This is a genomic window from Pseudomonas sp. P8_229 (assembly GCF_034008635.1).
Classification (GTDB): Bacteria; Pseudomonadota; Gammaproteobacteria; order Pseudomonadales; family Pseudomonadaceae; genus Aquipseudomonas.
Map to the genome: position 1 here is coordinate 3270902 of NZ_CP125378.1, position 21616 is coordinate 3292517.

18 protein-coding genes are annotated in these 21616 nt (G+C 60.8%); 9 read left to right on the top strand and 9 right to left on the bottom strand.

What is annotated here, in order from left to right; all coding sequences use genetic code 11:
• The first annotated feature begins 65 nt into the window (after positions 1 to 65).
• Entirely contained in the window at positions 66 to 1292 is a 1227-nt protein-coding gene (locus QMK55_RS14810; protein ID WP_102354667.1) for a 3-hydroxyacyl-CoA dehydrogenase, read from the top strand.
• A gap of 78 nt (positions 1293 to 1370) precedes the next feature.
• Positions 1371 to 1802, top strand: coding sequence for a thioesterase family protein (locus tag QMK55_RS14815; RefSeq protein WP_320329445.1), 432 nt, complete (start codon positions 1371 to 1373; stop codon positions 1800 to 1802).
• Between the two features lie 64 nt (positions 1803 to 1866).
• Here QMK55_RS14815 and QMK55_RS14820 read toward each other — a convergent pair whose 3' ends face one another.
• The 3 genes from QMK55_RS14820 to fdhD all read right to left on the bottom strand — a co-directional run bounded on the left by QMK55_RS14820 (position 1867) and on the right by fdhD (position 5860).
• On the bottom strand, positions 1867 to 2346 hold the full coding sequence (locus QMK55_RS14820; RefSeq protein WP_102354665.1) for a glycine zipper domain-containing protein: 480 nt from the start codon (positions 2344 to 2346) through the stop codon (positions 1867 to 1869).
• Between the two features lie 329 nt (positions 2347 to 2675).
• Positions 2676 to 5024, bottom strand: a complete 2349-nt coding sequence (locus QMK55_RS14825) for an FdhF/YdeP family oxidoreductase (protein WP_320329446.1) — start codon at positions 5022 to 5024, stop codon at positions 2676 to 2678.
• The gene (gene fdhD, locus QMK55_RS14830) at positions 5021 to 5860 is read right to left on the bottom strand and encodes a formate dehydrogenase accessory sulfurtransferase FdhD (protein ID WP_102354663.1); all 840 of its coding nucleotides are present in this window, start codon (positions 5858 to 5860) and stop codon (positions 5021 to 5023) included. Before fdhD ends, QMK55_RS14825 begins: the two co-directional genes overlap by 4 nt.
• A 372-nt stretch (positions 5861 to 6232) precedes the next feature.
• Between fdhD and lysM the strand changes: the two genes are divergently transcribed.
• A complete protein-coding gene (gene lysM / locus QMK55_RS14835) occupies positions 6233 to 6673 on the top strand; it encodes a peptidoglycan-binding protein LysM (RefSeq protein WP_102354662.1) in 441 nt (146 codons plus the stop codon).
• A gap of 91 nt (positions 6674 to 6764) precedes the next feature.
• Here lysM and yrfG read toward each other — a convergent pair whose 3' ends face one another.
• A complete protein-coding gene (gene yrfG / locus QMK55_RS14840; RefSeq protein ID WP_102354661.1) occupies positions 6765 to 7427 on the bottom strand; it encodes a GMP/IMP nucleotidase in 663 nt (220 codons plus the stop codon).
• Between the two features lie 88 nt (positions 7428 to 7515).
• Between yrfG and nudE the strand changes: the two genes are divergently transcribed.
• Both nudE and cysQ read left to right on the top strand, forming a co-directional pair.
• Positions 7516 to 8082, top strand: a complete 567-nt coding sequence (gene nudE, locus QMK55_RS14845; RefSeq protein WP_102354660.1) for an ADP compounds hydrolase NudE — start codon at positions 7516 to 7518, stop codon at positions 8080 to 8082.
• 11 nt (positions 8083 to 8093) lie between these two features.
• Complete coding sequence (cysQ, locus tag QMK55_RS14850; RefSeq protein WP_102354659.1) at positions 8094 to 8921, top strand: 3'(2'),5'-bisphosphate nucleotidase CysQ; 828 nt, start codon at positions 8094 to 8096, stop codon at positions 8919 to 8921.
• A 147-nt stretch (positions 8922 to 9068) separates the two neighbouring features.
• Here the strand turns inward: cysQ and QMK55_RS14855 are convergent, their stop codons facing one another.
• From QMK55_RS14855 to rfbC, 4 genes are read right to left on the bottom strand one after another with little or no spacing between them, the layout of a single operon-like run.
• On the bottom strand, positions 9069 to 9524 hold the full coding sequence (locus tag QMK55_RS14855; RefSeq protein WP_320329447.1) for a YiiD C-terminal domain-containing protein: 456 nt from the start codon (positions 9522 to 9524) through the stop codon (positions 9069 to 9071).
• Entirely contained in the window at positions 9521 to 10906 is a 1386-nt protein-coding gene (locus QMK55_RS14860) for a sigma-54 dependent transcriptional regulator (RefSeq protein ID WP_320329448.1), read from the bottom strand. Before QMK55_RS14860 ends, QMK55_RS14855 begins: the two co-directional genes overlap by 4 nt.
• Positions 10903 to 12711, bottom strand: a complete 1809-nt coding sequence (locus QMK55_RS14865) for a sensor histidine kinase (protein WP_102354656.1) — start codon at positions 12709 to 12711, stop codon at positions 10903 to 10905. Before QMK55_RS14865 ends, QMK55_RS14860 begins: the two co-directional genes overlap by 4 nt.
• 42 nt (positions 12712 to 12753) lie before the next feature.
• Positions 12754 to 13299: a dTDP-4-dehydrorhamnose 3,5-epimerase gene (gene rfbC / locus QMK55_RS14870; RefSeq protein ID WP_007961846.1), complete on the bottom strand. Its 546-nt coding sequence runs from the start codon at positions 13297 to 13299 to the stop codon at positions 12754 to 12756.
• Between the two features lie 146 nt (positions 13300 to 13445).
• Here rfbC and QMK55_RS14875 point away from each other — a divergent pair, with 146 nt between their 5' ends.
• The 3 genes from QMK55_RS14875 to QMK55_RS14885 all read left to right on the top strand — a co-directional run bounded on the left by QMK55_RS14875 (position 13446) and on the right by QMK55_RS14885 (position 18173).
• On the top strand, positions 13446 to 16358 hold the full coding sequence (locus tag QMK55_RS14875) for an aminotransferase (protein ID WP_320329449.1): 2913 nt from the start codon (positions 13446 to 13448) through the stop codon (positions 16356 to 16358).
• Positions 16359 to 16608: 250 nt separating this feature from the next.
• Positions 16609 to 17715 (top strand): agmatine deiminase, encoded by a 1107-nt coding sequence (gene aguA, locus QMK55_RS14880; protein WP_102354653.1) that lies wholly within the window; start codon positions 16609 to 16611, stop codon positions 17713 to 17715.
• Between the two features lie 245 nt (positions 17716 to 17960).
• Positions 17961 to 18173: a hypothetical protein gene (locus QMK55_RS14885; RefSeq protein WP_320329450.1), complete on the top strand. Its 213-nt coding sequence runs from the start codon at positions 17961 to 17963 to the stop codon at positions 18171 to 18173.
• Positions 18174 to 18348: 175 nt separating this feature from the next.
• Here the strand turns inward: QMK55_RS14885 and QMK55_RS14890 are convergent, their stop codons facing one another.
• Positions 18349 to 20442, bottom strand: coding sequence for a TonB-dependent siderophore receptor (locus QMK55_RS14890; RefSeq protein ID WP_320329451.1), 2094 nt, complete (start codon positions 20440 to 20442; stop codon positions 18349 to 18351).
• Between the two features lie 256 nt (positions 20443 to 20698).
• Between QMK55_RS14890 and QMK55_RS14895 the strand changes: the two genes are divergently transcribed.
• Positions 20699 to 21367, top strand: coding sequence for a DsbA family protein (locus QMK55_RS14895; protein ID WP_320329452.1), 669 nt, complete (start codon positions 20699 to 20701; stop codon positions 21365 to 21367).
• The last annotated feature ends 249 nt before the right edge of the window (positions 21368 to 21616 follow it).

A 21616-nucleotide genomic window follows, 5' to 3' on the forward strand; every position in this document is an offset into this window, starting at 1 on the left:
CTTCAAAAACACCCGGTGCATGACTATGGTGAAGGCTGTCTTCGGATCGCCAACAAGAGAACAACATGAGCCAGACATCCTTCGATATTCAGCAAGCTGCCGTGATTGGCGCGGGCACCATGGGCCGTGGCATTGTCATGTGCCTGGCCAATGCCGGCATCGCTGTGCAGTGGGTTGATAACAATCCGCAGATGCTTGAGCAGGCGCTGGGCACGGTAGCGGACACTTATGCACACAACGTGCGGCAGGGCCGGATCGATCAGGTCGAAGCGGATGCACGTATTGCACGGATCAGCACGGCGGCCGATTACGCGGCGATCCGTAATGTCGATCTGGTGATCGAAGCGGTGTACGAAAACCTTGAGCTCAAGCAGAAGATCTTTCGCGAACTGGATGGCCTGCTCAAACCTGAAGCATTGTTGGCGAGTAATACGTCGGCGCTGGATATCGATGCGATTGCCGCGGCTACCCGGCGTCCAGCGCAAGTGCTGGGCCTGCACTTCTTCAGCCCGGCGCACATCATGAAACTGCTGGAAATCGTCCGCGGTGCGCAGACTTCACCGGCGGTTTTGGAGGCTGCGCTGACACTGGGCAAACGCATGGGCAAAGTCAGTGTGGTGTCGGGCAACTGCCATGGTTTTATCGGCAATCGCATGCTGCATCCGTATGTGCTGGAGGCACGCAAGATGCTGCTCGAAGGCGCTTATCCACAGCAGGTGGACGCGGCGTTGCAGGGGTTTGGTTTTGCCATGGGGCCGTTTCGCATGTACGACGTGGTCGGTATCGATCTCGAATGGCGTGCCCGTGAGCTGGTCGGCATCGGTCAGGACGCGCCTGAGGTTCAAGTGGATAACCGATTGTGCGAGCTGGGCCGATTTGGCCAGAAGTCCGGTAACGGTTATTACCATTACGAACCGGGCAGCCGTCAGGCTGAGCATGACCCTGAGGTCGATGCGCTGGTGTTGCGGGTCAGTGAGGAGTTGGGCTTCCAGCGTCGTGAGATCGGTCCGGAGGAAATTCTCGAGCGTTGCCTGTTGGCGCTGGTCAACGAGGGCGCAAAGATTCTGCAGGAAGATATTGCCGAGTCGGCGCATGACATTGATCTGGTGTATCTGAACGGTTATGGCTTCCCGGCAGACAAAGGCGGGCCAATGGCGTGGGCAGATCAACAGGGGCTGGCGGATATTCATCAGCGCTTGCTGGCGCTGGAGACGCGGCAGGGCGATCAGTGGAAACCTGCGCGGTTGATTGACGAGCTGGCGGTGCAAGGGAAGGGGTTTGCCGATCGTTAAGATCCGGCGGCGTTCCGACGAAGACCACGCCGCGGATTTAGCCTTAGACTGCTCACAAAACTTCATGGATCAATGCCGATGTCCAACCCGATGCCCCAACGCACCGACTACCCGCACTTCCAGCCCATCACCACGCGCTGGCACGACAACGATGCCTACGGGCATGTGAATAACGTCACCTATTACAGCTTCTTCGACACAGCGGTGAATACCTACCTGATCCAGGTCGGTGGTCTGGATATTCATGACGGTGAGGTGGTGGGGTTCGTGGTCAGTTCGGCCTGTGACTATTTTGCCTCGATTGCTTTTCCGGACCTGATCGAGATTGGTCTGCGGGTCGGCAAGCTGGGCAACAGTTCGGTGCAATACGAGCTGGCGGTGTTCAAGGTCGGTGAAAGCGAGGCGTGTGCAGCGGGACGTTTTGTCCATGTGTTCGTGGATCGGACGACCAATCAACCGGTACCGATTCCAGGTAGATTGCGTGATGCGTTGGAGCGCCTGGTGGTTTGAATCCGGGCAAAAAAAATCGCAGCCCCAGGGCTGCGATTTTTGCTTTCCCGCTTAACGCAACGCGTTAGTCGCGATAGTAGCGGTGATGCTTGCGATGGCCGTAGGCATGGCCGCGACCACGATGTTCGTCGCGGTAGTAGCGACGGTCGTCACGGCCACGATCGTAATGACGACCTTCGTCATTGCTCTGGTTGCCCATGTAGTTGCCCAGCGCGCCACCGGCGCCGCCACCTGCTGCGGCGCCGATCAGGCTGCCGGTGGTGCCGCCCATGCTGCGGCCAACCACGTTACCGCCGGCTGCACCCAACGCACCGCCAATGGCTGCTTCACCACGGCTGTGTTTGTTGGCGCCCACCGCGCTACCACCCGCGCCGCCCAGGGCTGCGCCAATGGTTGAACCTGTGCTGCCGCCTAAAGACTGACCGACGACCGAGCCAAGAACCCCGCCCAATGCGCCGCCCACGCCTGCTTCGGCGGTGCCTCCGGCAGAAGCGAAGCCACTGACCAGGCCAAGGGACAACAAGAGAATCGAGGAGAACTTCATAGATGAGCCTCAAAGGGATGACGGCGCGATCCTGAGGCTGTGTAACAAGGCTGACAATCGAAATCCGACGAATAACACGACCTGTATACAATTATGCAAGTTGCTGTTTTAACTGCGGAACTTAAGCGATTTTTGCCAGTCTTTAGCTACTTCGGACAGGCCGCTTTTGTAAAAAAGCGGCCTTTTTTGTGGGCGCTTGAAAGGTGCAGGGTACAAAGAATTGCGTTGAATGAGCCACCGCTATCGCGAGCAGGCTCACTCCTACAGATAGAACACAGTTCAACTGTCGGAGTGAGCCTGCTCGCGATAGCAAGGGTGCTGACAGCGCTTTACGCGGACTTGGCCATGATCAACCCGGTCTCACTCGCTGCCTCGAGCCGGATCGCAATGAACTTCGATGTCGGCGTATGGCTGCCTTCCCCGGTGCTTTCCAGCGGCACCAGCGGATTCACTTCCGGGTAATAGGCCGCTGCCTGCCCCGCCGGAATATCAAACGCCAGCAAGGTAAAGCCCTTCACCCGACGCTCACGACCATCGTCCCACAGCGACACGATGTCGGCCTTCTGCCCCGGACGGAAGCCCAGGCGAATGATGTCGGCCTCGTTGGCGAACAGCACATCGCGCTGGCCCTTGACCCCGCGATAACGGTCGTCGAGACCATAGATCGTGGTGTTGTACTGATCGTGGGAACGCATCGATTGCAGGATCAGATCCGGCAGTTGCCCGGTGGCGCGGGTGCGTTCGTGCACCAGATCCTTGGGCAGCATGTTGGCGCGGAAATTGGCCCGGCCCGATGGGGTACTCCATTTGCGCGCGCCGGCCGAGTTGCCGAGGTAGAAACCACCTGGGTTTTTGACCTTCTCGTTGAAGTCCTTGAAGCCTGGAATGGTGTCGGCGATCAGGTCGCGGATGCGTCGGTAGTCGGCCACCAGCCAGTTCCAGTCCACCGGTTTGCTGCCCAGCGTGGCGGCGGCGATACCGGCGATGATCGCCGGTTCCGAGCGCATCTGGTTCGACAGCGGCTGCAACTGGCCGTTGGAGGCGTGAACCATGCTGAAGGAGTCTTCCACGGTGACCGCTTGCGGGCCTTCGGTCTGGATGTCGATGTCGGTACGACCCAGGCACGGCAGAATCAAAGCGTCTTTACCGTGGGCCAGATGGCTGCGGTTGAGCTTGGTGCTGATCTGCACGGTCAGGTCGCAATTGCTCAGCGCCGCGAAGGTGCGCGGGCTGTCCGGTGTGGCCTGGGCGAAGTTGCCACCCAAACCGATAAAGACCTTGGCGCGGCCCTCGGCCATGGCGTGAATCGCCTCGACCACATTGTGCCCGTTCTCACGTGGCACCTTGAACTGAAAGCGCCGTTCCAGCGAGTCGAGGAAGGCCACCGGCGGGCGCTCGTTGATGCCCATGGTGCGGTCGCCCTGCACGTTACTGTGGCCGCGTACCGGGCACAGACCGGCGCCGGGTTTGCCGATGTTGCCGCGCAGCAGCATCAGGTTGGCGATTTCCTGGATGGTCGGCACCGAGTGGCGATGCTGGGTGATGCCCATCGCCCAGCACATGATCACGTTCTTGCCCTTGGCATACATGCGCGCGGCTTGCTCGATTTCCACCAACGTCAGGCCGGATTGCTCGACGATCTGCTCCCACGGCGTGTCATCGACCACGCCGAGGTACTCCAGCACGTTGGCGCTGTGGGCATTGAGGAAGTCGTGATCGAACACCGCCGGGGCGCCAGCCTTCTGCGCATCGCGCTCCCATTGCAGAAGGAACTTGGCCATGCCGCGCAGCAGCGCCATGTCGCCGCCCAGTGCCGGACGGAAGTACGCGGTGTTGGTCGGCTTGTCGCCGTTGGTGAGCATTTCGATCGGGTGCTGCGGGTGCTGGAAACGTTCCAGTCCACGCTCTTTCAACGGGTTGATGCACACCACTTGCGCGCCGCGTTTCACCGCTTCACGCAGCGGTTCGAGCATCCGTGGATGGTTGGTGCCGGGGTTCTGGCCCCAGACGAAAATCGCGTCAGCGTGTTCGAAGTCGTCGAAGGTCACGGTGCCTTTGCCGACGCCAACGCTCTGCGCCAACGCCACACCGCTGGCCTCGTGGCACATGTTCGAGCAGTCGGGGAAATTGTTGGTGCCGTAGGAGCGCACGAACAGCTGATACAGGTACGCCGCTTCGTTGCTGGCCCGGCCCGAGGTGTAGAACTCGGCTTGATCCGGGCTCGACAGGGCTTGCAGGTGCTTGCCGATCAGGGCGAAGGCGTCGTCCCAGGCAATGGGTTTGTAGCGGTCGGTCTGGGCGTCGTAGACCATCGGTTCGGTCAGGCGGCCCTGGTATTCAAGCCAGTAGTCGCTCTGCTCCAGCAGCGCGGTCACGCTGTGTTTGGCGAAGAATTTGCCGTCCACCCGGCGTTTGGTCGCTTCCCAGTTCACCGCTTTGGCGCCGTTCTCGCAGAACTTGACCATGCCGCTTTCCGGCGAATCGCCCCACGCGCAGCCCGGGCAGTCGAAGCCGCCGTTCTGGTTGGTCTTGAGCATCATGCGCAGGTTCTTCAGCGCGTTGTCGCTGGTCAACCAGGCCTGGGCCACACTGATCAGGGCACCCCAGCCACCGGCGGCACCCTTGTAGGGTTTGTAGCGCGGGACGGGTTTCTGGTCGGCTTGATGATGTTGGCTCACGCTTGATTCTCCATCGCTGGGCTGTAGACCCGCGGCGCATTCTTCTGCGGCAGGTGGATGAGATTGAGGTTGTGGCGACGGGCCCATTGCACGGCAAGGCCCGTGGGTGCGGACAGGCTGACCAGGGTCTGGATGCCGGCGCGCAGGACTTTCTGGATCAATTCGAGGCTGCAACGGCTGGTGACGATCGCCAGGCCACCGTCTGTGGATATCTTCTGGCGGATCAGGCCGCCGATCAGCTTGTCGAGGGCGTTGTGCCGGCCGATGTCTTCGCGACCCAGCAGCAATTCACCGCTGGCATTCATGAACACCGCCGCGTGTACCGCGCCGCAGTGCTGGCCGAGTGGCTGGAACGCGCCGATGCGCTGGCGCAGGCCGTCGAGCCATGCGGCGGGCGGCAACGGTGCGCCGGGCAACACGTTAAGGTCGGGCAACGCCTGTTCCACCGCCTCGACGCCGCACAATCCGCAGCCGCTGGTGCCGGCGAGTTGCCGACGCTGTTGCTTGAGGTTCCAGAATGCGCGGTTGGCGATGGTCACTTGCGCGTATTGCGCGGAGCCTGCGCCGGTCAGTTGCAGGTCATAGATGTCGCTGGCATCCTCGATGATGCCGCTGCCGAGGCTGAAGCCGACGATGAAGTCTTCCAGATCCGTTGGCGTCACCAGCATCACGGCCTGGCTGATGCCGTTGTAGGCAATCGCCAACGCAACTTCCTCGGCGAGCGCGGTGCTGGCCGATTCCACAAGGGGCAGGTCACTGTAGCTGTAAGTCTGGCTGGCGGCGGGCGCGGGCGTTTCGAGTGCAGGCGCCGCGCAGGCTGGGCGCTTGGCGTTCATGGCATCACCGACGGATTGATCAACGCTAAGACTAGGCGCGGCAACTTGTCGCGTCTAATCGCTACTGTCGATCTATTGATAGATGGCGTCGATCAAGCTGTCGATGCAGACCTCGGCCAACGCTGAACGCGGGGCCTCACGACGCCTGATCAGGCCCGGAGGGCTAGGGTCTGTGGGGGGCGATCGGTTGAAGTCGCCGGTGATCGGTGCGTTTTCCCGACCTCCATGCACAGCTTGTAACAATTGATGCGCTGTCACTGCTGCGAAGGGGCAGGCCCCGGTGACGGGTGGGTCATTGGTCAGTCTGGAACCGCTTTTGTTTGGTGTGGTCTAGGCTTGGGCGTCTGGAACCCAAATCAAGGAGTGTGCGCTATGAGTATTTTTAGCTTTGTGAAAGAAGCCGGCGAAAAACTGATCGACCTGTTGACCCCGGGCAACGCCAATGCCAGCGAGCAGTTGAAGGAACATATCAGCAAGGTCGGGTTGGGCAATCCGAATGTTCAGGCGACCGTGGACGGCGACAAGGTCACGGTTACCGGTGACGTAGCGAGCCAGGAGGAGAAGGAAAAGATTCTGCTGGCGGTGGGTAATATTGCCGGTGTTGGCAGTGTGGATGACCAGATCACGGTGACCGGTCCGGTGGTGGTGGCTGCCGAGTTTGTTGAAGTTAAGGCCGGGGACACTCTTAGTGCGATCTCGCTGCGGGTTTATGGCAATGCCAACCAGTACGAAAAGATCTTCGAGGCCAACAAACCGATGCTCAAGGATGTGAACAAGATTTATCCAGGGCAGAAGCTTCGTATTCCGAAGTAATCCTCAAGTTCGCTAGCGCCAGCAGGCTCGCCCCACATCGGACTGCATTTCAATGTGGAGCGAGCCTGCTCGGGAATGGGCCAACCCGGTCTCAAAGCCCGATGATCAACTCGCGATAATCCTCGACCGCCGCAAACTCGGCGGTGTCCTTCGGCCCTTTGCGGCTGTCCGGCTCTTTGACCGCCAGTAGATGCGCCACACCAAAACTTCGCGCACTGCGCAGGATCGGCAGGGTGTCATCGATAAACAGGCTGCGCGCCGGATCAAAGTCGATGTCTGCCTGCAAGGCATCCCAGAACTGTGGATTCTCCTTGGGGAAACCGTAATCGTGGGAGCTGATCAGCCGTTCGAAATACGGCGCCAGTTCAACCCGCTCCAGTTTCAGCGACAGTGAATCGCGGTGTGCGTTGGTGATCATGATCACCCGTTTGCCAGCCTGTTTGATCGTTTGCAGAAACGTGTCGGCATCCGGACGCAGCGCGATCAGGTGCGCGGTTTCCAGTTTCAGTTCACGCACCGAGAGTTTCAGTTCGGTGCTCCAGAAGTCCAGGCAATACCACTGCAGCTGACCGGCATGGCGCTCGAACAGCGGCTGCAACTCCATGTCGGCCATGGCCCGGCTGACACCGTGCAGTTCGGCGTAGCGCTGGGGCAGGTGTTCCAGCCAGAAATGGTTGTCGAAGTGCAGATCCAGCAACGTACCGTCCATGTCCAGCAGGACGGTATCGATGTCAGACCAGGGTAAAGAAGGCATGGCAACGTCTCGAGCGGTAGAAAGATATCCGACACAAACAATCGGGAAAGCCGCGTTATAGTAGCGCGTTCACGCCAAGGAGCTTTGCATGCGCCAGAAACCCACTGTACTCGCCCGCGAGATCGTCGCCACCAGTCGCCTGTTTTGCGTCGAAGAACTGAAGCTGCGTTTTTCCAATGGCGTGGAGCGCACCTACGAGCGTCTGGTCGGCAAAGGTGCGGGCTATGGCGCGGTGATGATCGTGGCGATGCTCGACAGCGAACACGCGGTGCTGGTCGAGGAATATTGCGGCGGCACTGACGAATACGAACTGTCCCTGCCCAAAGGCTTGATCGAGCCGGGTGAGGATGTGCTGGCAGCGGCCGAGCGCGAGCTCAAGGAAGAGGCCGGTTTTGGCGCCCGCCAACTGGAGCACCTGACCGAGCTGTCGCTGTCGCCCGGTTACATGAGCCAGAAGATTCAGGTGGTGCTGGCCACCGATCTCTACGAAGAGCGCCTGGAGGGCGACGAGCCCGAGCCGATGCGGGTCGACAAGGTCAACCTGCGTGAACTGGTGGCGCTGGCGCAAAATCCGCAATTTACCGAAGGTCGTGCCTTGGCGGCACTGTATCTGGCCCGTGATCTGCTGACGCAACGCGGGTTCTTTCAGGCATGAGTGAGACGTCGATGAGTTTTCCCCACCCGTTGATGGCGCCGGTGATTGAGCTGGCATTGCGAGCTGGCGAGGCGATCCTGCCGTTTTGGCGCGCCGGTGTTGAAGTCACCGCGAAGTCCGATGATTCCCCGGTGACAGCGGCAGACCTGGCTGCGCACCATGTGATCGTGGCCGGACTCACCGTGCTGGATTCCAGCATTCCGATTCTTTCCGAAGAAGACGCCGACATCCCGCAGAGTGTGCGTGCCGGGTGGCAGCGCTGGTGGTTGGTGGATCCGCTGGATGGCACCAAGGAATTCATCAGTGGCAGTGAAGAATTCACCGTCAACATCGCCCTGATCGAAAACGGTCGGGTAGTGTTTGGTGTGGTATCGATGCCGACCAGTGGCCGGTTTTATGTGGGCGGTGCCGGTCTTGGCGCGTGGCGCGGCGACAAGGACGCAACGCCGATCGCGATTCAAGTGCGGGATGTGCTCGCCCCCGATGAAGCGTTCACCGTGGTGGCGAGCCGTCGGCACTCGAGTCCGGAGCAGGAGCGCCTGCTCGCCGGTTTGAGCGCCAGCCTGGGCGAGTTGCAACTGGCAAACATCGGCAGTTCGCTGAAGTTTTGTCTGTTGGCCGAAGGTGCCGCGGATTGTTACCCAAGACTGGCGCCGACTTCGCAATGGGACACCGCTGCGGCGCAGGGCGTGCTCGAAGGTGCTGGCGGCGAGGTATTGGATCTGCAGGGCGAAGCGTTTTGTTATCCAGCGCGGGAATCGCTGCTCAATGAATTCTTTCTGGCGCTGCCGGCGAAAGCGGCGTGGCGCGCAAGGCTACTGGAACTGGCCCGCTCCTGAGTCCTGCATACAGCATTGTAGTGAGGGGACTTATCCCCGATGGACCGCGTAGCGGTCCCAATCTACGTACGACATGAATTGCGACTGCTGCGCAGCCGATCGGGGATAAATCCCCTCGCCACAAGTGATTGGTGCATCACTGAAGACTCAGCGGTGCAGAACGTACTGCCCGCTGAAGGTCACCGCATCCTCATCACTACCGGCATTGATGATCCGTGTATTGAGCGTCAACCGTGCCCGTCCGTAACGCCGATACATCGCCAGAAATTTCTTCCACACCGCCGCTTCGGGTGCCGGGCAAATCGCCGTGGCGTCGCCGGTCACCGGCAGCGGATAGCTGATCTGCCCTTCCTGAATCACGATGTGCCCGTCTTCGACGCCTTCATCCTTGAGGCGCAAATGCAGCCAGCCCCAACCTGCCAGCACCGCACCACAGTAGAGGCTGCCGCCGAACATGGTGCTCTTGTGATTGACGTTCGGCTCCAGCGGCAAGTGCAGGCTCAGCTGTTGCTCACGCCAGTCGAGTACCTTGAGGCCCATCTCGCGGGTCAGCGGAATATCGTGATGCAGCACGGATTCCAGATAGCGGCTGTCGCGGTTCATTCGGTTTCGTCTCCATGGGCGCCACTGTCGGCGAAATTCAACCCGTGCTTGCGCAGCTTGTCGTGCAGGGTCTTGCGCGGAATCCCCAGGGCTTCGGCGAGGCTGCGTACCGAGCTGTGGGCGCGCGCCAGCTCAGCGGCGATCAACGATTTCTCGAAGTTTTCCACTTGCTCGCTCAGGCCTCCGCTGATGACCTCCGCAACAGTGCCGCCGCCCTCGACGCCGCTGTTATCCAGCGCCAGTTCCAGGCCGAGAGCGAAACGCTCGGCAGCGTTCTGCAGTTCGCGCACGTTGCCCGGCCAGGTGTGGCGCAGCAGCAGGGCGCGTTGCGCCGGTTGCAGTTCATGCGGCGGCAAGCCATGGCGGGCGCTGGCTTCATCGGCGTAATGCTGGAACAGCACCAGTGCGTCTTCGCCGCGTTCGCGCAATGGCGGAATGCGCAGCGGCGCGACGTTCAGGCGGTAATACAAGTCGGCACGAAAGCGCCCCTGATCGGCAGCCTGGCGCAGGTCTTCCTTGGTCGCGGCGATGACGCGGATGTCCAGCGGGATCAACTGATTGCCGCCGAGGCGTTCGACCACACGCTCTTGCAGCATGCGCAGTAGTTTTACCTGCACGTCCATGCTCATGCTTTCGATTTCGTCGAGAAACAGCGTGCCGCCATTGGCGAACTCGAACTTGCCGATCCGGCGTTTCTGCGCGCCGGTGAAGGCGCCTGGCTCATGCCCGAACAGTTCGCTTTCGACCACCGACTCGGCCAGCGCTCCGGCGTTGATCGCCACGAACGGGCCGTTGCGTCGGCTCGACAAGTCGTGCAGCGCACGGGCCACGACTTCTTTGCCGGCGCCGGTTTCACCGAGGATCAACACGTCAGCCTTGGTCGCGGCCAGCGCGCCGATCTGCTCGCGCAGGCGCAACATCGGCGCCGAATGGCCGACCAGTCGGGCACTCAATTCGTTGCGGTCGCTCAGGGCCAGACGCAGGCTGCGGTTGTCCAGCACCAGGCGGCGCAGGGCCAGGGCGCGGCGCACGCTGTCGAGCAGCGCATCGCTGGCGAACGGTTTTTCCAGAAAGTCATAGGCGCCGGCACGCATCGCCTGCACCGCCAGCGGCACGTCGCCGTGGCCGGTGATCAGTAGCACCGGCAGCTCGGGATCCTGAGCGTGCAGTTCGCTCAACAACTCCAGACCGTCCATGCCCGGCATGCGGATGTCGCTGACCACCACACCAGGCCAGTCACGCTCCAGTTGTGCGGCGAGGCCTTTGGCTTCGGACAACGGGAGGATTTTCAGGCCGGCCAGGTCCAGGGTCTGGCCGAGGGCCTGACGCAGGTGCGGATCGTCGTCGATCAACACCACCTGAATGCGATTGTCGATGGTCATGCACTTCGATCCTCGGACGGTTGCAGGCTGACCCCGGGCGCGCCGGCGCGCAGCCGCAGGGTGATCAAGGCGCCACCTTGCTTGTGGTTGGCGAACGACAGTTCACCACCGAAGGCGCGCATCAGGGTTTCACAGATCGCCAGCCCCAGCCCAAGCCCCTGCGTGCGGGTCTTGGTGGTGTAGAAGGGCTCGCTGGCGCGGCCAAGGGCTTCCATGCAGAACCCCGGGCCGTTGTCGCGAATGTACAGATTGACGCCTTCGGCAGTGGATTCGGCACTCAGCCACAGTTTGCGCGGCGGGCCTTTTTCGGTGAGGGCATCGAGAGCGTTGGCCAGCAGGTTGCCGAGCACCTGGCGCAGACGGGTTTCCCCTGCTTCGACCCACAGGGTGGCGGCGGGCAGGTCGCGGATCAGCTCGACCTCCATGCTGCGGCGCCGTTTGGCCAGCAACGCCAGCGCATCGTCCAGCGCCGGTTGCAGGGCGACGCTTTCCGGGGCGTGGCGGTCGCGGCGGGCGAAGGCGCGCAGGTGGGCGATGATCGAGGCCATGCGCCCGGTCAGTTCGCTGATCAGTTTGAGGTTGCCGCGAGCATCGTCGGTGCGCTGATGATCGAGCAGCACTTCGGCGTTTTCGGCGTAGCTGCGGATCGCCGCCAGCGGCTGGTTGAGTTCGTGGCTGATGCTTGCCGACATGGTACCCAGCGCCGACAGTTTGCCGGCCTGGACCAGATCGTCCTGGGCGCGTACCAGCTCCTGCTGGGCCTGTTCACGCTCCAGTACTTCCTGCTTGAGACGGCGGTTGAGGCCTTCCAGATCGCTGGTTCGCTCCGCCACTCGACCTTCCAGTTCGCGACGGGCCTTGGCTTCGAACGCGATGCGCTCCAGATAATGCCGGCGGCGCTGCATCATCAATCCGAGCAACAGCATCACCACCAACAGTGTGGCGCCACCGATCGCCACCACGGTTCGCACCGGGCGGTCGATCAGCGTGCGTGGGGCAAGGATGCTGACGCTCCAGCCGGTTTCGGCGATGTCGACGGTTTGGATCAGCCAGGCGCTGTCGCTGAGGTTCAGCGGGCGCGGTTCGCGGGTCGGATAGGGCAGGATGGCGGTGATCGCCGAGCGCTCGGTATCGCTCAAAATTCGGGTCGAACGAAAGCGCCATTCCGGGCGTGAGGTGAGGATGACCACGCCGTTGTGGTCGGTCACCAGCAGTTGTTCCGGGGTCTTGCCCCACAGGCTTTCGGTGTGGTCGAGATCGACCTTGATCACCAGCACGCCGATGATTTTTTCGCCGTTGCGCACTGCGGCGGCGAAGAAATAACCGCGTTTGGCCGAAGTAGTGCCAAGGCCGAAGAAACGCCCTAGACGCCCGGCCATGGCTTCGCTGAAATACGGACGGAAAGCGAAATTGCGTCCGACGAAACTGTCATGTTTGTCCCAGTTCGACGCCGCCAGAGTCTGGCCACTGGTGTCCATCAGGTACATGACTTCGGCGCCGGTCTGTGCGGCGATGTTTTTCAGCAGGCGATTGGCGTTGCCTTGGGTGACGCCGTCGTCCGGTGCCCCGAGCACGGCGCGCAGGGCCGGCAGATCGCCGAGAATCTGCGGCAACACTTCATAGCGGTGCAGGGTGCCCAACAGGTTGGCGACATAGAGGTCGAGGGTCTGGCGGTTTTGCCCGGCCAGTTCACTGCGGTAATAGCGCTCGGCCAGATGTTCCAGCGGCCACAGCAGCGGCGCCAGGCACAGGGCCAGCAGAGCGAGGCTGCGCCAGCGGGGCCTGCGGGGAAGAGATGGTTTCATGAGCCGGATGCGCCTGAGTGAACAGGCGCATTATGCCTAGGCTCAGGCGAAGACGTCAGCGTCCTTGAGCAGCGCACCGGCCTGATCCTTGGCCGACAGCTTCGGCGCTTCGTCCAGTTGCCAGTCGATGCCCAAAGCGGGATCGTCCCAGCGAATGCTGCGCTCGGACGATGGATCGTAGTAGTTGGTGGTCTTGTAGAGGAATTCTGCGAACTCGCTCAGCACCACGAAACCATGCGCGAAACCTTCCGGAACCCACAGTTGACGGTGGTTTTCAGCCGACAGGCGGACGGCAACCCATTTGCCAAAGTGCGGCGAGCTGCGACGGATGTCCACGGCCACATCAAGCACTTCACCTGCGGTTACCCGGACCAGTTTGCCCTGGGTGTTCTGCAGTTGGTAATGCAGGCCGCGCAACACACCTTTTTGCGAGCGCGAATGGTTGTCCTGGACGAATTGGGTGTCCAGACCGGTTGCCTCCTGGAACGCCTTGGCATTGAAACTCTCGTAGAAGAAGCCGCGCTCGTCACCAAATACCTTGGGTTCGATGATCAGAACACCGGGCAGATCGGTGGTGATTACATTCATGAGGTTTTTCCAGATAGATGTGAATGGCCGACATTCTTGCGCAAAGCGTCGGCGGATGCGAGCGCCTGAATAACCGCGATCGGGGGTTGCGCATCCTCCGCAGCAATGGCGATATAGGCGCCTAATAAAATTTCAGGGGTCGTTTCATGCCGCTCGCCACGTTGATTCATCGCGCCAGTTTGCCCAGCCCACAGGTCTCTGAGGCGCAGGCCCGGCAGTGGCTGGCGGAGCATTACGGGCTCAGCGGCACGTTACAGGCGCTGGGCAGTCAGCAGGACCTCAATTACCGGGTCGACAGTGAGCGTGGGCGCTTTGTCCTGAAAATCTGCCGTGGCGATTACGCGCTGGTAGAGCTGCAGGCCCAGCATGCGGGTCTCAAGTACCTCGCTGAGCACTCGTCGGTGCATGTGCCCAAGGTTATCCCGGCCAAAAACGGCGCAGATCTGTTGTCTCTGCAGGCCAATGGCGAGCCGGTGCACGTGCGGCTGCTGGACTACATCGAAGGCCAGCCGCTGACCCATCTTGAGCACCTGGGCCACGGCGTGGTGGCCGGTTTTGGTCAGCTGTGTGGCGAGATGGACCTGGCGCTGGCCGGTTTCGACCACCCGGGTCTTGAGCGCACCCTGCAGTGGGATGCACGCCATGCCAGTGCGCTGATCAACCATCTGCTGCCGGTGATTCAGGACGAGCGCCAGCGCACATTGATCGCTGATGCCGCCGAACAGGCCGAGCGCCGCCTGCAGCCGTTGCAGGACAAGCTGCCGGTGCAGGCGATTCACATGGACATCACCGACGATAACGCCGTCTGGCAACGGGACGCCCGGCGCCACTGGCAATTGCAGGGCGTGATCGATTTCGGTGATCTGGTGCGCACCTGGCGGATCACCGATTTGTCGGTGACGTGCGCGGCGCTGCTGCACCATGCCGGCGGTGATCCGTTCGTGATTCTGCCGGCGGTGCAGGCCTATCACGCGGTCAATCCGCTGCATCATGAAGAGTTGCAGGCACTGTGGCCGCTGATCGTGGCGCGGGCGGCGGTGCTGGTGCTCAGTGGCGAGCAGCAGGTCAGCATCGATCCGGGCAACACTTACAGCCGCGACAATCTTGGCCACGAGTGGGAGATTTTCCACGTGGCGACTTCGGTGCCGCTGGCGTTGATGGAGGCGGCGATCCTCACGTCGGTCGGCCAGCCTCTGCCGGCCATCGGCAGTGAAGGTTTTGCGCCGTTGTTGCCAGAGCTGGTCGGGCGCGAATTCGCGTTGATCGACCTGGGTGTCCTCAGTCCGCATTTCGAGGCGGGCAACTGGGAGCAGGACGGCATTGATCAGCGGCTGCTGACGGAAGCTGCCGCCGCGCATGGCCTGGCGGCGAGTCGTTATGGGCAATATCGCTTGTCGCAGACGCGAGCGGACAGTGCGGTCGAGCCGGACACCTTCCCGCTGCACGTTGAGTTGCGCGTGCCGCAAGGTTCGGCCGTGGAGGCGCCGTTTGCCGGTGTTCTGCATCACGCGACGGAAGGCGTACTGCAACTCGACGGTCCGCAGTTGAGCGTGCGCCTGTGGGGCGTGAACGCCTCGCTGCACAGCGGCGCGGCGCTGGTCAAAGGTCAGGTGCTGGGTTCGGTCGGTGGGCCGTTGAAGGTGCAGTTGAGCCGTGTGGCAGCGCTGGATGCGCCGTTGTTCTGCAGCCCTTCGCGCGCGGCTGCGTGGCAGGCGTTGTGCCCATCGCCGGCGGCGTTGCTGGGTCTGGCCTGCGATGCCGAGCCGGAGCTGGACGCGAAAACCTTGCTCGAGCGGCGCGACGCCAGTTTCGCCCGCACGCAAAAACACTATTACGTCGACCCGCCGCGCATCGAACGCGGCTGGCGCAATCACCTGATCGACATGCAGGGCCGCTCCTACCTCGACATGCTCAACAACGTCGCGGTGCTTGGCCATGGCCATCCGCGCATGGCCCAAGTGGCGGCGCGGCAGTGGTCGCTGCTCAACACCAATTCGCGCTTCAACTATGCAGCGGTGGCGGAGTTCTCCGAGCGCTTGCTGAAGCTGGCGCCGGAAGGCATGGACCGAGTGTTTCTGGTCAACAGTGGCAGCGAGGCCAACGACTTGGCGATCCGTCTGGCGTGGGCCTACAGCGGCGGGCGCGACATGCTCAGCGTGCTGGAGGCTTATCACGGCTGGACGGTCGGTGCCGATGCGGTGTCGACGTCGGTTGCCGACAACCCGCGAGCGCTGGAAAGCCGTCCGGACTGGGTGCACCCGGTGACCGCGCCGAATATCTATCGCGGTGAGTTCCGCGGTCTCGATTCTGCACCGGACTATGTGCGCAGCGTCGAAGCGCAACTGGCGCATATCGCTGCACAAGAACGCCAACTGGCCGGTTTCATCTGCGAACCAGTGTATGGCAACGCCGGCGGTATCTCGCTGCCGCCAACTTATCTGAAACAGGTTTATGCGCTGGTGCGTGCACAGGGTGGGGTATGCATCGCCGACGAAGTCCAGGTCGGTTATGGGCGTATGGGCCACTTTTTCTGGGGCTTCGAAGAGCAGGGCGTGGTGCCGGACATCATCACCATGGCCAAGGGCATGGGCAACGGCCAGCCGCTCGGCGCGGTGATTACGCGCCGGGAAATCGCCGAAGCGCTGGAGGCTGAAGGCTATTTCTTCTCATCGGCTGGCGGCAGCCCGGTGAGTTGCCAGATCGGCATGGCGGTACTGGATGTGATGGAAGAAGAGAAGCTCTGGGAAAACGCGCAAGTGGTCGGCGGTCACTTCAAGGCGCGTCTTGAAGCATTGATCGATAAACATCCGCTGGTGGGCGCGGTGCATGGCTCCGGCTTCTATCTGGGGGTGGAGCTGATCCGCAATCGCGAGACGCTGGAGCCGGCGACCGAGGAGACCACTCTGTTGTGCGATCGCCTGCGTGAGCTGGGGATCTTCATGCAGCCGACCGGCGATGACCTGAATATTCTCAAGATCAAACCGCCGATGGTCACGTCGCGCCGCAGTGTGGACTTCTTTGTCGACATGCTCGATCGCGTGCTCGAAGAGGGCCTGTAAACGCTGCTTTTTGTGGGAGCGGGCTTGCTCGCGAATACGATTTTTCATTCAAAAGTGATATCGACTGCTGTGCCGCCTTCGCGAGCAAGCCCGCTCCCACAGGAATTAAGTGTTAATTCGATTTGTATCGGGATTAATATGAGTTTTTTAGTCTTTCTGCGTATTCAAGCATTTAAAATACGATATTTATCGGTTATAAAGTCGCCATTGCTTTGAAAACCCTCGACGGTTCCCTGAAGTTCAGATCCCGATGACCACTTTGAACAGTACCCCGCGTGACGATGGCTTCTACATGCCGGCCGAGTGGGCGCCGCAGACCCAGACCTGGATGATCTGGCCTGAGCGTCCGGACAACTGGCGCCTGGGTGGCAAGCCGGCGCAGGCTGCGCATGTTGCAGTGGCCAAGGCCATCGCCCGTTTCGAACCAGTGACCGTTGCCGTGTCGGCCGGCCAGTACGAAAACGCCCGTGCGCGCCTCGACGTACCGAATATCCGCGTGGTCGAGATGTCCAGCGATGACGCCTGGGTGCGTGATACCGGCCCGACGTTCGTCATCAACAACAGCGGCGAAGTGCGCGGTGTGAACTGGGACTTCAACTCCTGGGGTGGTTTTGAAGGCGGGCTGTACGCGCCGTGGAACCGTGATTCGCAGGTCGGTGGCAAGATCCTCGAAATCGAGCGCAGCCCGCGCTATCGCACTGAAGGTTTTGTGCTTGAAGGCGGTTCGATTCACGTCGACGGCGAAGGCACGCTGATCACCACCGAAGAGTGCCTGCTCAACCACAATCGCAACCCGCACCTGGGCCGCGAAGAGATTGAAGCGGTGCTTCGCGCCAACCTGTCGGTGGATAAGATCATCTGGCTGCCGGATGGCCTGTTCAACGACGAAACCGACGGCCATGTGGATAACTTCTGCTGCTACGTGCGTCCGGGTGAAGTGCTGCTGGCGTGGACCGACGATCCACAGGATCCGAACTACCCGCGCTGCCAGGCCGCGATGAAAGTGCTGCAAAGCAGCACCGATGCCAAGGGCCGCCCGTTCACGGTGCACAAGATGCCGATTCCGGGGCCGCTGTACGCGACCGAAGAAGAGTGCGCCGGTGTCGATCCAGTCGACGGTACGCAGGAGCGCAACCCGTCCGTGCGTCTTGCCGGCTCCTACGTGAACTTCCTGATCGTCAACGGCGGCATCATCGCGCCGAGCTTCGACGATCCGATGGATGCTCCTGCGCGGGAAATCCTGCAGAAGCTGTTCCCGCAGCACGAAGTGGTGATGGTGCCGGGCCGTGAACTGTTACTGGGCGGCGGCAATATCCACTGCCTTACCCAACAGCAGCCTGCCCCGCACAAAGAGTGAGTTGAGACGTAACAGCTTGAGTTGATTCATAAATCGGTCAGGCAAAAATTAGCTCGCTATTGATGTAAAGAAGCCCGCGGCCCTGTTGGACCGCGGGCTTCTTTGTATCCGCTTGTCGACAAATCGCAAACCTTGGCATAGCTCTTGTATCGGACAAAGCGCACTAGGGAGAGGGAGGAACTTCAACAGTTCTGTCATAAACCTTGGATAACGTAGCCGCTCACGAACGGGGAGAGAGCGCTGAAATGAACGCCGAAGTGAACGTAGTCAGCGAGCGGACTTTGCATCCCATGGCCGTAAACGGCGAATCGCGCCAGATTGTCGCGCACTTTTTGAAATCCAACGGAACGCGTCAGATCAGGGAACCTGATCCGCGCCGGATGATGATCGAGCGCTACCCCGCTGGCCTGTTCAGCGAGGCCGAACTGGAAGCGTTATGGGCTGTGATGGAAGGATAAGAAAAACAACAAGGATTGGTAAAAGCGCTGCCGGGATGGCGGCGCTTTTTTTATGCACAAAACAAAACCACTGTAGGAGTGAGCCTGCTCGCGATGGCGGAGTAACAGCCAACGAATCTGTTGAATGTTAAATAGTCATCGCGAGCAGGCTCACTCCTACAGGTATTGGGTTGAATCAGAAGGAATAGGTGCCGGTCATCACCACGCTGCGCGGTGCACCTGGCTGGATCTGATTTTTGCTGGTGGCCGAGGCGTAGTACTCACGGTCAGTGATGTTGTTCAGCGCCGCGCGCAAGTCCCAGTCCTTGAAGCGGTAGCCGACCAGTGCGTCCCAGCGCCCATAGCCCGGCAACACGGTGGTATTGGCGTTGTCGGCATAACGCTGGCCGACCAGGGTCAGGCCGGTTTCGCCGTACCAGCCCATTTCCGGTTTCCAGGTCAGGAACAGGCTCCCGTTGTGTTTGGCCACGTTGTTGACGCGCTTGCCTTCCAGGCCGTTGTTGTCTTTCTCGATGGTCGTGTCCTGCACGCCGACGCCACCGCGCATGTACCAATTGCCGACGAGTTTGCCGGTCGCGGTCAACTCGATGCCGCGTGAACGCTGCAGACCGGTCATGACGGTCAGGGTCGGGTCATTGGGATCAGTGGTGCGGCGGTTGTAGAGCTCCAGGTCATAGACCGCCAGCGTGGTACTCAGGCGATCGTCGAGCCAGTCGCTTTTCACCCCGATTTCTTTCTGTTTGGTCAGTTCGGGACTCAAGTCGTTGCTATTGCCGGCGGCGCCCGGGGTGATGCCGATCAGGCCACCGCCCACCGGCGAGAAGGTTTTGGACCACGAGGCGTAGAACGAATGATTCTGCAGCGGCGTCCAGACAATCCCGAAGCGCGGGCTGGTGCTGTGGCTGTCGCGATCTTCGGAAATGTTCTTGAGCTGGTTGGTCGACTCGATATCGAAGGTGTCGTAGCGCAGGCCGGCCAGCAGTTGCCATTGATCGTTCAGGCGCAGTTGGTCCTGCACGTAGACCGCGCGGCTTTCGACTTCGGTGTGGCTGTCGCTGAACACCTGCATGCTGCCCGTGTGGCGCAGCTCGCGGTTGGGGTTGAACAGGTCAAGCGACGGCACCGGCTGCGCGCCCGGAGTCTTGCCGGTCGCGGCGTTGTACAACGTCGGATCGCGACGCTGGCTGCCGATCTCGACGCCGGTCAACAGGCGATGCTCCAGACCAAACGTGTCGAATCCGCCTTCCAGCTCAATGTTGTTATAGACGTTGCGGGTGGTCAGGTCCTGTTGCCAGTGCTGGCGCGCGACTTTGTTGGTTTTCGGGTCGAAGTCGGTGAGGTAAGTGTTGTCGAAGTCGCTGTCGAGCTTGAACACGCCCAAGGTCTGGCGCAATTGCCAGTTGTCGTTGATCTCGTAGGTGAGCTTCGAACGCAGGGACTGCGCCTTGTCGTCGATGAAATCGTGATCGTTGCCGTAGGTGGTGTCGCGACCGACGTCTGCCGGGCGGCCATTCACCCCCGGAATGCCACGATCCGGCGTGCGGTTGTAGCGGCTGTATTCGTATTGCACCAGCCAGTTCAGGTCCGGTGTCAGTTGCCAGCTCATTGACGGCGCGAACAACTGGCGGTTGCCACTGACGCCGTCGCGGAAGCTGTTTTCATCCATGTTGCCCATGTTCAGGCGCAAGCTGAGGTTCTCGCTCGGGTCGGTGCTGAGATCGGCATAAAGGCTACGCAGGTCTTCGCTGCCACCCTGGGCTTCGATGGTCGAGCGACGGCCAGACTCGGGCATCTTGCTCACGCGGTTGACGATCCCGCCCTGACTGCCACGTCCATAAAGGACTGCTGCCGGGCCCTTGAGCACTTCGACCCGCTCGATATTATGCAAGTCGCGCTTGTATTGGCTGTCGTCGCGAACACCGTCCAGATAAAAGTCGTTGCTGGCATCGAAGCCACGGATACGCAGGCTGTCGAAACGAGTGTCGGCGCTGCTGCTGACGTTGGGAATGCCGCTCAAGGCGTCGCCGATGTCATGGGTGCCGTAGTTGGCGACGTTCGACGTCTTGATCGAATCGATCGCTTGCGGCACATAGCGCACTGGCGTTGAGGTGCGGGTGGCGGTGTTGCTGATCTTGACGCGCGGGTCCTCGGCTTGTTCTTCGGCGCGGATCGCGGTAGCGGGCAGCTCGGTGGCAGAGTAAGCAAAACCGCTGGACAGAACGACAGACAATCCAAGGGTGACAGGCGTGAGGCGGAACGGGGCAGGCATTGAAAAGCGCATCCGAAAGGGTAGAAGAATTCAAATGCGCGAATGGTAATGCTTTGCATTTGCTCCTGTAATTTATTCCTGAGAAGTTCCCCTGTCAGATTGTTTCAATTTATGTCGATTTAGATACGGCCTGACCGTTTGGTCCATTCGACCGATTCACGAAACAGTCTGAAAGCCATTCCGGCGTTTTTCGCCCATGCGTGAAGGAATAGTCTGCCGGCATCGACTTTTCCCACTTTTCTGCTGGAGTTCTCCCATGATCCTTCACTACATCTATGACCCGTTGTGTGGCTGGTGCTACGGCGCCAAACCGCTGGTGCAAGCTGCGCAGCAAGTGCTGCCGGTGGTGGCTCATGCGGGCGGAATGATGAGTGGCCCGAACCGCCAGCAAGTCTCACCGCAATTGCGCAATTACGTCATGCCCCATGATCGGCGCATTGCCGAATACACCGGTCAGTCATTTGGCGAGGCGTATTTCGAAGGTCTGCTGCGCGATCACTCGGCGATTTTCGACTCCACCCCACCCATCGCTGCGGTGATGGCGGCAGAGGCCATCGACGGCCGCGGCCTGGAGATGCTCGGGCGTTTGCAAACGGCGCATTACGTGGAAGGGCGGCGGATTGCCGATGAGTTTGTGCTGTTCGAAATCGCGAGTCAGATGGATTACGCACGGGAGGCTTTCGCGGTTGCGTTTAAATCCGTTGATACCCAAGCGCATGTAAAAGCCAGTCGCGCCCTGCTGGCACGGTTGGGCGGGCAGGGCTTCCCGACATTGGCGCTGGAGCAGGACGGGCAATTCACGTTGATCGATATCAGCCCTTGGCTGGGTAAACCGCAGGCCTTCGCCGACTGGTTGGGGCAAGCGATTGTGGCTGATGGGGCGGCTCAATCCCCCGCGCAATGTGGTCTCGCCGGCTGCGCGTAATCGCGCTGGATTCACTGGCTAAGCGCATTTCCGAGCAATGGGCTATCGCAAAATTTACGATTCTTAGACGATTTTTACCTATTTAAAGACGATTCTTGAAATTGACACATTATTGAGGGCGCGGCTACGATTCGGCCCAACGCCTGTGGCTAACCGCCATGACTCAAAATAATAAAAAGGCCCGCCACGGTTTTGTCGTGGGCGGGTCTTTTTGTTTCGGGGTGAAAAAAGAGTGCATTAGCGCCGTTT

Excerpts from the sequence above, each read along its gene's own strand:
- QMK55_RS14860 (WP_320329448.1), bottom strand. The coding sequence starts at position 10,906 with ATGACCATCGACAATCGCATTCAGGTGGTGTTGATCGACGACGATCCG.
- fdhD (WP_102354663.1), bottom strand. The coding sequence starts at position 5,860 with ATGAACGCCAAGCGCCCAGCCTGCGCGGCGCCTGCACTCGAAACGCCC.
- lysM (WP_102354662.1), top strand. The coding sequence starts at position 6,233 with ATGAGTATTTTTAGCTTTGTGAAAGAAGCCGGCGAAAAACTGATCGAC.
- QMK55_RS14890 (WP_320329451.1), bottom strand. The coding sequence starts at position 20,442 with ATGCCTGCCCCGTTCCGCCTCACGCCTGTCACCCTTGGATTGTCTGTC.
- cysQ (WP_102354659.1), top strand. The coding sequence starts at position 8,094 with ATGAGTTTTCCCCACCCGTTGATGGCGCCGGTGATTGAGCTGGCATTG.
- QMK55_RS14875 (WP_320329449.1), top strand. The coding sequence starts at position 13,446 with ATGCCGCTCGCCACGTTGATTCATCGCGCCAGTTTGCCCAGCCCACAG.
- aguA (WP_102354653.1), top strand. The coding sequence starts at position 16,609 with ATGACCACTTTGAACAGTACCCCGCGTGACGATGGCTTCTACATGCCG.
- nudE (WP_102354660.1), top strand. The coding sequence starts at position 7,516 with ATGCGCCAGAAACCCACTGTACTCGCCCGCGAGATCGTCGCCACCAGT.
- QMK55_RS14820 (WP_102354665.1), bottom strand. The coding sequence starts at position 2,346 with ATGAAGTTCTCCTCGATTCTCTTGTTGTCCCTTGGCCTGGTCAGTGGC.
- QMK55_RS14855 (WP_320329447.1), bottom strand. The coding sequence starts at position 9,524 with ATGAACCGCGACAGCCGCTATCTGGAATCCGTGCTGCATCACGATATT.
- QMK55_RS14865 (WP_102354656.1), bottom strand. The coding sequence starts at position 12,711 with ATGAAACCATCTCTTCCCCGCAGGCCCCGCTGGCGCAGCCTCGCTCTG.
- QMK55_RS14815 (WP_320329445.1), top strand. The coding sequence starts at position 1,371 with ATGTCCAACCCGATGCCCCAACGCACCGACTACCCGCACTTCCAGCCC.
- QMK55_RS14885 (WP_320329450.1), top strand. The coding sequence starts at position 17,961 with ATGAACGCCGAAGTGAACGTAGTCAGCGAGCGGACTTTGCATCCCATG.
- QMK55_RS14895 (WP_320329452.1), top strand. The coding sequence starts at position 20,699 with ATGATCCTTCACTACATCTATGACCCGTTGTGTGGCTGGTGCTACGGC.
- QMK55_RS14810 (WP_102354667.1), top strand. The coding sequence starts at position 66 with ATGAGCCAGACATCCTTCGATATTCAGCAAGCTGCCGTGATTGGCGCG.
- rfbC (WP_007961846.1), bottom strand. The coding sequence starts at position 13,299 with ATGAATGTAATCACCACCGATCTGCCCGGTGTTCTGATCATCGAACCC.
- yrfG (WP_102354661.1), bottom strand. The coding sequence starts at position 7,427 with ATGCCTTCTTTACCCTGGTCTGACATCGATACCGTCCTGCTGGACATG.